The sequence below is a fragment of the Micromonospora sp. C28ISP2-4 genome (assembly GCF_030519385.1).
Taxonomy (GTDB): Bacteria; Actinomycetota; Actinomycetes; order Mycobacteriales; family Micromonosporaceae; genus Micromonospora; species Micromonospora tulbaghiae.
This window is the reverse complement of sequence record NZ_JAUMKG010000007.1, coordinates 536,087-545,360: the sequence shown is the minus strand read 5'-3', so window position 1 is coordinate 545,360 and position 9,274 is coordinate 536,087. Positions and strand designations below refer to the sequence as shown.

General features: G+C 72.3%; 7 protein-coding genes and 1 pseudogene. All 8 read left to right on the top strand.

The genetic code is table 11. From position 1 onward, the window contains the following. Positions 1–200: 200 nt before the first annotated feature. Entirely contained in the window at positions 201–1,247 is a 1,047-nt protein-coding gene (locus Q3W68_RS25980) for a LacI family DNA-binding transcriptional regulator (RefSeq protein WP_302907928.1), read from the top strand. 40 nt (positions 1,248–1,287) lie between these two features. After that, entirely contained in the window at positions 1,288–2,883 is a 1,596-nt protein-coding gene (locus Q3W68_RS25975; RefSeq protein ID WP_064445379.1) for an FAD-dependent oxidoreductase, read from the top strand. A 21-nt stretch (positions 2,884–2,904) separates the two neighbouring features. After that, positions 2,905–4,188 carry an ABC transporter substrate-binding protein gene (locus tag Q3W68_RS25970; protein ID WP_302907927.1) on the top strand — a complete coding sequence of 428 codons (1,284 nt, stop codon included), beginning with the start codon at positions 2,905–2,907 and terminating at the stop codon, positions 4,186–4,188. Positions 4,189–4,199: 11 nt separating this feature from the next. After that, positions 4,200–5,147 carry a carbohydrate ABC transporter permease gene (locus Q3W68_RS25965; protein WP_302907926.1) on the top strand — a complete coding sequence of 316 codons (948 nt, stop codon included), beginning with the start codon at positions 4,200–4,202 and terminating at the stop codon, positions 5,145–5,147. Further along, entirely contained in the window at positions 5,137–5,979 is an 843-nt protein-coding gene (locus Q3W68_RS25960) for a carbohydrate ABC transporter permease (RefSeq protein WP_302907925.1), read from the top strand. The genes Q3W68_RS25965 and Q3W68_RS25960 overlap by 11 nt, the downstream gene beginning before the upstream one ends. Then, complete coding sequence (locus Q3W68_RS25955; RefSeq protein WP_302907924.1) at positions 5,976–6,896, top strand: ROK family protein; 921 nt, start codon at positions 5,976–5,978, stop codon at positions 6,894–6,896. The genes Q3W68_RS25960 and Q3W68_RS25955 overlap by 4 nt, the downstream gene beginning before the upstream one ends. Further along, the gene (locus Q3W68_RS25950) at positions 6,893–7,606 is read left to right on the top strand and encodes an N-acetylmannosamine-6-phosphate 2-epimerase (protein ID WP_302907923.1); all 714 of its coding nucleotides are present in this window, start codon (positions 6,893–6,895) and stop codon (positions 7,604–7,606) included. The genes Q3W68_RS25955 and Q3W68_RS25950 overlap by 4 nt, the downstream gene beginning before the upstream one ends. After that, positions 7,603–8,940 (top strand): annotated as a pseudogene (locus Q3W68_RS25945) (DUF4127 family protein); the annotation flags it as partial. The gene Q3W68_RS25950 and the pseudogene Q3W68_RS25945, both read left to right, overlap by 4 nt. Between the last annotated feature and the right edge of the window lie 334 nt (positions 8,941–9,274).

Below are 9,274 nucleotides of genomic sequence, written 5' to 3'. Positions count from 1 at the left end.
TCGCGCGTCCGGTCGACCCTTGTCAAGAGCCCGCCCGAACATCCGCCGGGCGGCGGCGTGCGCGGTTGCTAATCCGCATTACATCAGGGAGTTCATCGGTTGGAAATCTTCCGGCCACCCCTTGACAGGACGCCGGGAGAGCAGAGAGGCTCCATCCCGACCGATCGCTAATACGCATTAGCGGAAGTGGAAGGATCGACGTGACCCCTCCCCCCAGGCGTGTCACCCAGCGTGACATCGCGCGCATGGCCGGCGTCAGCCAGGCGACCGTGTCGCTGGTGCTCAACAACCGCACCGACGCCGACGTCCGGATCGCGCCGGAGACACGGGACCGGGTGTTGCAGGTCATCGCCGAGACGGGATACGCCGCCGACCCGGCCGCCCGCCGCCTCGCCTCCGGGTTCAACCGGATCATCGGCGTCTTCACCTACGAGCCCGCCTTCCCCAGCGGCAGCCGGGACTTCTTCCACCCGTTCCTGTTCGGCATCGAGGAGTACGCCGAACGAGTCGGCTGCGACCTGCTGCTGTTCACCAGCGCCCCGGTGGTGGACGGCCGCCGGCGCATCTTCCACCAGGACAACCGGCTGCGGCTGGCCGACGGCTGCATCCTGCTCGGCCGGGAGATCGACGGCGCGGAGCTGCTCCGGCTCAACCGCGACGGGTTCCCCTACGTCGCCGTCGGACGCCGCGACGACGCCGGCGGCCCCGTGCCCTACGTGGGCGCCGACTACGCCAGCGCGGTCCACCGGCTGGCCGAGCGGGCGGTGGAGCTGGGGCACCGGCGCCTGACGTACGTGGGCATGGGCACCTCGGCGGAGTCGTCGCACGACCGGCGCAGCGGTTTCCGCGCCGGCGCGACCGGCGCGGAGAGCGCCCGCCAGATCACCGCGACGGCGGAGACCGCCGACGCCACAGTGGACGACCTGCGGGCCGACGGCAGCACCGTCGCCTTCGTGGAGGACTTCGCCACCGCCGTGGCGCTGGAGGCGGCCGCCCGCCACAAGGGGCTGACCGTGCCCGGTGACCTGTCCGTCGTGACCCTCGGCGACCCGACCGTCCCGGTGCCCACCGACATCACGTTCACCGGGTTCCGCATCCCGCGCGAGGAGATGGGCCGCCAGGCCGTCGAGGTGCTGACCGGCGTCATCGACGGCAGCGCCGGCGGCCTCCAGCAGCGGCTCCTGCCCTGCGAACTCGTCGAGGGCGACACCCTCGGCGTCCCTGGATCGGCGGCCGACCGGCGCTGACACGCCCGGCCGCGCAACTGGAAGGAAGCAAGTGGTACTAATGCGTGCGGACGTCCTCGTCGTCGGGGGCGGACTGGGCGGTGTCGCCGCGGCGCTGGCCGCGGCCCGTGCCGGCCGGTCCGTCATCCTGACCGAGGAGTTCGACTGGCTCGGCGGGCAGCTCACCAGCCAGGCGGTCCCGCCGGACGAGCACTCCTGGATCGAGCAGTTCGGCGCCACCGCGAGCTACCGGGAGTTGCGCGACGGCATCCGCGACTACTACCGCCGCCACTACCCGCTGACCGAGCGGTCCCGGGCGTGGACCGACCTGAACCCGGGCGCCGGCTGGGTGAGCCGGCTCTGCCACGAGCCCCGCGTGGCGGTCGCGGTCCTGGAGCAGATGCTCGCGCCGTACCGGGGGTCCGGGCGGCTGACGGTGCTGCAGCCGTACCGGCCGGTCGCGGCCGAGACCGACGGCGACCGGGTCACCGGCGTCACGCTCGCCCACCGGGACCGCGACGAGCGGATCGAGGTGGAGGCGCCGTACGTCCTGGACGCCACCGAGACCGGTGAGCTGCTGCCGCTGACCGGCACCGAGTACGTGACCGGGTTCGAGTCGCAGGCGCAGACCGGTGAGCCGAGCGCGCCCGCCGAGGCGCAGCCGCTGAACATGCAGGCGGTGTCCGTCTGCTTCGCGCTGGACCACGTCGACGGCGACCACACCATCGACCGTCCCGCCGGCTACGACTTCTGGCGCGACTACAAGCCGGACTTCTGGGGCGACCGGCTGCTGTCCTGGCGGTCGCCGCACCCGCGCACGCTGGAGATCGTCGAGCGCAGCTTCACGCCGAACCCGGACGACGACCCGCTGGGCGTCAACGCCGACCAGCGGCTCAACCCGGGCGACGGCAACCTGTGGACGTTCCGGCGCATCGCGGCGCGGCGCAACTTCGTCGACGGCGCGTACGGCAGCGACATCACGCTCGTCAACTGGCCGATGATCGACTACTTCGAGGGCCCGGTCATCGACGTGCCGAACGCGTCCTGGCACCTGTCCCAGGCGCGCGAGCTGTCGTACTCCGTCCTGTACTGGCTGCAGACCGAGGCGCCCCGCCCCGACGGCGGCACCGGCTACCCGGGACTGCGGCTGCGCGGCGACGTGACCGGCAGCCCCGACGGGCTGGCGCAGGCGCCCTACATCCGGGAGTCGCGCCGCATCCGCGCCGAGTACACGGTGGTCGAGCAGGACCTCTCCCTCGCGGTACGCGGCGAGCACGGCGCGGTGAGCTACCCCGACTCGATCGGTGTCGGCATGTACCGCATCGACCTGCACCCGTCGACCGGCGGCGACAACTACATCGACGTCGGCTCCTGCCCGTTCGAGATCCCGCTCGGCGCGCTCATCCCGCAGCGGATGGAGAACCTGCTGCCGGCCGGCAAGAACATCGGTACCACGCACATCACCAACGGCAGCTACCGACTGCACCCGGTCGAGTGGAACGTCGGTGAGGTCGCCGGCCTGCTGGCCGACTTCTGCCTTGCGCGGGGCGAGTCCCCGCGCGCGGTCCGCGGCACCCCCCGCCTGCTGGCCGAATTCACGGACCGCATCTCGGCCGCCGGCGTGGAATGCCGCTGGCCGCAGATCGCGGGCTACTGAACCCCCGGTGAGGAGAAGAAAGTGAGATACGGAAGACTGTCCGGCCTGGTCGCGGCGACCATGACCGGTGTGCTCGCCCTGACCGCCTGCGGCGGTGGCGGCGACGCCAAGGACGACGGTCCGGCGAGCCTGCGGATGACCGTCTGGTCGGCGAACGAGGCGCACCTCAAGCTGTTCAACGAGATCGCCGACGAGTACCGCAAGAACAACCCGGACGTCGCGGAGATCAAGTTCGACCCGTTGCCGTTCGAGAACTACACCACGACGCTGACCACGCAGATCGCCGGCGGCAACGCTCCGGACCTCGCCTGGATCTTCGAGAACTCGGCTCCGGACTTCGTCGCCTCCGGTGCGCTGAGCCCGCTCGACGACACGCTGAAGAAGGCCGACGGCTACCAGTACGACGACCTGTCCCCCGCCACGCTGAAGCTGTGGCAGAACGACGGGAAGCTCTTCGCGTACCCGTTCTCGACCTCGCCGTTCGGCGTGTTCGTCAACAACGACATGCTCAAGAAGGCCGGGCAGAAGACCCCGGCCGAGCTGATCGCGGCCGGGCAGTGGAACTGGGACACCGCGCTCGCCGCGGCCGGCGCCACCGCCGCGAAGTCGGGCAAGGCCGGGCTCGTGGTCCGCGACTTCGACTACAAGGGCTGGGACAACCTGGCCACGTTCTGGACCGGCTGGGGTGCCCAGGCGTGGAGCGAGGACGGCCGCAGCTGCGGGTTCAACAGCCCGGAGATGGTCGAGGCGATGACCACGCTGCACAAGGCGATCTTCACCGGCAAGGCGCTGCCCGGGCCGGGCACGACCGCTGACTTCTTCGCCGGTGACGCGGCCATGACCGTCACCCAGATCTCGCGTGCCTCGCTGCTGAAGGAGAACGGCTTCGACTGGGACCTGGTCCCGCTGCCGGCCGGCCCGAAGGGCCCGTACGCGGTGGTCGGCCAGGCCGGCATCGGCGTGATGAAGAAGAGCCCGCACGCCGAGCAGGCCGCCGACTTCCTAGCCTTCTTCACCAACCCCACCAACTCGGCGAAGCTGGCCCAGTTCTTCCCGCCGCCGCGGCAGTCCCAGCTGACCGCCGAGACGCTGGCCAAGACGAACCCGCAGCTCAAGCCGGAGCAGCTGCAGAAGGTCGTCATCGACGGCATCACCAACGGCACGGTCAAGCCCAGCCACTCCGGGCAGGCCGAGCTGAGCCAGCAGGTGCGTGCCGCGCTCGACCCGCTGTGGAAGGCGGACGCGGACGTCAAGGGCGTACTCGACGGCGTCTGCTCCAAGATCCAGCCGCTGCTGGCGAAGTAGGGCCGAGGATCATGACCCAGACGGACACCAGGGTGGGCCCGGCAGCTGCCGGGCCCGCCCCGGGCCGGGCCCGGCCGTTCTGGACCACCCGCCGCCGGGACCAGCTCACCGGATACCTGTTCATCACCCCGCAGCTGCTCGGCAGCGTGGTCTTCGTGATCCTGCCGCTGGTCCTCGTGGTCTGGTACAGCCTGCACGAGTGGAACGTGCTGGCCGGCAGCTTCGACTACATCGGCACCGACAACTACGCCGCGCTGGCCGACGACCCCAACCTGGGCCCGGTGCTGCGGTCGACCGGCCTGTTCTCGGTCGGCCTGGTCGTGTTCAACCTCGGCCTGGCGTTGCTGCTGGCCGTCCTGCTCAACCAGAAGCTGCGCGGCACCATCGTGTTCCGCACCCTGTTCTTCTCCCCCGTGGTGGTCTCGCTCGTCGCGTGGACCATCGTCTGGGGCTTCCTGCTGCAGGACAACGGCGGCGTCAACGGCCTGCTCGACACCATCGGCGTCGACGGCCCCAACTGGCTGCGCGGCGAGGGCACGGCGATGCTGTCGGTGATCGTCGTGCAGGTGTTCAAGAACGTCGGCCTGAACATGGTGCTGTTCCTGGCCGCCCTTCAGGGCGTGCCGGCCGAGCTGTACGAGGCCGCCGAGGTGGACGGCGCCAGCCGGATGCGCCAGTTCTGGCGGATCACCGTGCCGCTGATCAGCCCGACGATCATGCTCACGTCGATCATCACGGTGGTCGGCTCGCTGCAGGTCTTCGCGCAGATCGCGGTGCTCACCCAGGGTGGGCCCGGCACCTCCACCACGGTGCTCGTCTACTACCTCTACCAGCAGGCCTTCCAGTTCCATCACTTCGGCTACGGCGCGACGCTGTCGATCCTGCTGTTCGTCATCGTGCTCGCGCTGACAGTGCTGCAGTGGCAGATGCGCAAGAGGTGGGTCTTCCATGAATCGTGACCTGTCCCGGCGGACCAAGCTGGTGCTCTACGGGGTGCTGATGGTCCTGGCCGTCCCGTTCGTGTTCCCCACCTGGTGGATGGTCACCTCGTCGCTGAAGCCGGTGGCGGACATCTTCTCCTTCCCGCCGCAGCTGCTGCCGACCGATCCGCGGCTGGACGCGTACCGGCGGGTGTTCGAGCTGCAACCGTTCGGGCAGCAGTACCTGAACAGCCTCTACATCGCGCTGCTGGTCACCGTCGGCACGCTGGCCGTGGCGTCGCTGGCCGGGTACGCGTTCGCGCGGATCCGGTTCCGGGGGCAGAACGTGCTGTTCCTGGTCGTCCTCGCGGGCCTGCTCATCCCGAGCGAGGTGACGATCGTGCCGCTGTTCCAGATGTTCTTCAAGCTCGACCTGATCGACACGCACTGGCCGCTGATCCTGGTGCCGATCTTCGGGGCGCCGAGCGTGCTGGCGACGTTCATCATGCGGCAGTTCTTCATCAGCCTCCCCGGTGAGCTGGAGGAGGCGGCCCGGGTCGACGGGCTGGGACGCTTCGCCACGTTCTGGAAGATCGCGCTGCCGCTGTCCCGGCCCGCGCTCGGCGCGGTGGCCATCTTCACGTTCCTGCACAGCTGGAACCTGTACCTGGAACCGATCGTGTTCCTCTCCTCGCCGGACAAGTTCACGCTGCCGCAGGCGCTCACCCAGTTCGTCGACGCGTACGGCGGTCCGATGTGGGACGTCCAGCTCGCGGCGGCGTCGATGACCGCGCTGCCGGTGCTGGCGGTGTTCGTCGTCGCGCAGAAGCAGTTCGTCGAGGGCCTCGCGCACACCGGTCTGAAGGGATGACCGAGCCGGTCGTCGGGATCGACATCGGCGGCACCAAGACCGCCGCCGCCCTGGTCGGTCCCGGCGCGCGGGTGCTCGGCCGCCGCGAGGCGCCCACCCCCGCGCGCGGCGGGCCGGCCGCGGTGCTGGACACCGCCGCCGGCCTGGCCGCGGACCTGCTCGCCGCCGCCGGCCCCGGGCCGGTCGGGGTGGGCACCGCGGGCACCGTCGACCCGGCGACCGGCGCCGTCCGGTACGCGACCGACAGCCTGTCCGGATGGGCCGGCACCCCGGTCGCCGACGAGCTGGCCGCGCGACTGGGCCGGCCGGTGCGCGTCACCAACGACGTCGCCGCGGCGGCGCTCGGCGAGTGCTGGGCCGGCGCCGGACGGGGCCGGGGGCACGTGCTGCTGGCCGCCGTCGGCACCGGGCTGGGCGGCGCGATCGTCAACGACGGGCGGGTCGAGGGCGGCGCCCGGGGCGCGGCCGGACAGCTCGGGCACCTGCCCGTCCCGGGCGCGCACCGGCTGCGCTGCGGCTGCGGCCGGTACGGGCACCTGGAGGCGATCGCCTCCGGCACCGGCCTGGCCGCCGCGTACGCGCTGGCCGGCGGTGACCCGGTGGCCGGGCGGGAGGTGGCGCGGCGCGCGGCGGCCGGTGACGCGACCGCCCGGCAGGTCGTCGAGCGGGCCGGCGCCGCGCTCGGCGCGGCACTGGCCGGGCTGGTCGCCCTGCTCGACCCCGAGGCGGTCCTGGTCGCCGGTGGCGCCGCCGGCACCCTTCTGCCCGCCGCGACTGCCGCCTACCGGGCGGAGCTACCCGGCGGCTGGGCGCACGTGCCGCTGCTTCCCGCGGCGCTGGGCGCCGACGCGGTGGTGGTCGGCGCCGCCCGGCTCGCCACCGCACCGAACCACCACGACGGAGGGACCAGCACGTGAGTGTCCTGGACGAACTGGCCGGCGGGCTGGTCGTGTCCTGCCAGCCCCTGCCCGACGACCCGGACGACCCGATGCGCGACCCGTACGTCCAGGCCCGCGTGGCCGCTGCCGTGGTCCGTGGCGGCGCGGTGGCGGTCCGGGTCAACGGCCCCGACGACGTACGGGCGGTACGCGCCGCCGTCGACGTGCCGGTGATCGGGCTGTACAAGCACGGCACGCAGGGCGTGTTCATCACCCCGACCGCCGGGCACGCCCTCGAAGCGGCGCGGGCCGGATCGCACGTCGTCGCGGTGGACGCCACCGACCGTCCCCGGCCCGACGGCCGGACCTTCGCCGACACCGTCCGCGCGGTGCACGAGCAGAGCGACGCGCTGGTCCTGGCCGACGTCGCCACGGTGGCCGAGGGCGTCGCCGCCGTCGAGGCCGGCGCGGACGCGGTCGCCACCACGCTGTCCGGCTACACGCCGGCCGGCCCACCGATCGACGGGCCCGACCTCGGGCTCGTGGCGCGACTCGCCGCGCTGCTGCCCGTACCGGTGATCGCCGAAGGGCGCTACCGGACCACGGAGCAGATCAGCCGGGCCTTCGAGGCGGGCGCCCACGCGGTGGTGACGGGCAACGCCGTCACCTCACCGCTGTGGATCACCCGCCGGCTGGTTCCGGCCACCCCCCGGGCGGCGAGCGCGCCGGAGAAAAGGGAGCATCGATGAAGAGAAGAACCCTTCTTGCGGCCACCGGCGCGGCCGGCCTGGCCACCGTCGCCCTCGGCGGCCCCGCGTTCGCCCGGCCCGCCGGCCGGCGACCCAGCGTGGCGCTGGTGCCGCTGGACGACCGGCCGGTCAACACGTACTGCGCCGAGATGACCGGTGCGAGCGCCGACGCCGAGGTGCTGCTGCCGCCGCGGAACCTGCTGGGCCGTTTCTTCACCCCCGGTGACGGCGCCGGCATCGCCCGCTGGCTCGACGGCACCGACGGCGTCGACGGGTACGTGATCTCGGTGAGCATGCTGGCGTACGGGGGCCTGATCGCCTCGCGTACCGCCGCACCGGCCCTGGCCGACGCGTTGCGCAACCTGGAGGCGATCCGGCGGCTGCGCGCACGCCGGTCCGACGCGGTGATCGAGGTGCACGACACGATCCAGCGGCTCGCCGTCACCAGCACCGGCACCGACCTGGACAACTACCGTGACCTGCTGGTCCAGTGGGCCAAGCTGTACGACCAGGTGGTCAACCTGGGGCAGGAGTCGCTGCGCGGCCAGCTCGACGCCGTGCGGGCGCGCATCCCCGACGCCGTGGTCGAGGACTATCTGGCCGCGCGGGCACGCAACCACCAGGTCAACCGGCTGATGGTGGAGTGGGTCGCGGACGGGACGATCAGCCACCTGGTGCTCTCCGAGGACGACACCGCGCCGGTCGGCCTGGCCCGCGCCGAGCGGGTCGAACTGGAGGCGCTGGTGGCGCGGCTCGGCGTCGGCGACCGGGTGGAGATCTTCCCCGGCGCCGACGAGGTCGACGCGCTGCTCGTCGCGCGGGTCGTCGCCGCCGGTGCCGCGCCCACCTACCGGGTGGAGTACGCCGGGGTGTCCGGCGAGGGCTGGACCGCCGCGCTGGAGGGCATCCCGTTCGCGGAGAACATCCGCCGGCACGTCACCTCGGTGGGCGGCCGGGTGGTGACCGGCGACGCGGACATCGTCCTCGCGGTGAACACCCCGTCGGCCACGACCGGGCAGCGGGGCGCGGACCTGGACGCGTTCGTCGGCCGCATCGGCGAACTGCTGGCCGCCGGCACCCCGGTGATCGTGGTGGACCCGCTGATCGTCAACAAGGGCGACCACGACCTGGTGTCCCGGATGGAGGCCCGCCTGGACCTGCCGGCGCTGCTGTCGTACTCGGGGTGGAACACCGGCGGCAACGCGCTCGGGCTGGCGCTCGCGCACGGCACCGCGCGGTGGGCATACCTGCGTTCCTCCGGCAGCGGCTTCGGCGTGCCGGAGCTGCGCGGACCGGCCCAGGCGCACGCCGAGTACCTGCTCTACCGGTTCGTCAAGGACGACCCGTGGAAGAACGTGGTGCAGGTCGACGCGTACGCGCACGCCCGCGCAGGGTTGGGATCCGCTGGCGCTGACCGCCGAGCAGAAGCGCTACTTCGACGGCTGGGTACGCGACCGGCTGGTGCCGCTGACCGAGCGGTACTTCGCCGACCACTTCGCCGGGCACGAACTGGTGCTCGGGGTACGCGGACGCAAGACGTTCACCGCGACGCTGGACCGGGTCGCGGCGGTGCGGGTCGAGCTGCCGTGGGACCGGCTGTTCGAGGTCACGCTGGAGCCGAGTCTGCGGCTGCGCTGACCGGTGCGGGTGCGGTCCCCCGGGGCCGCA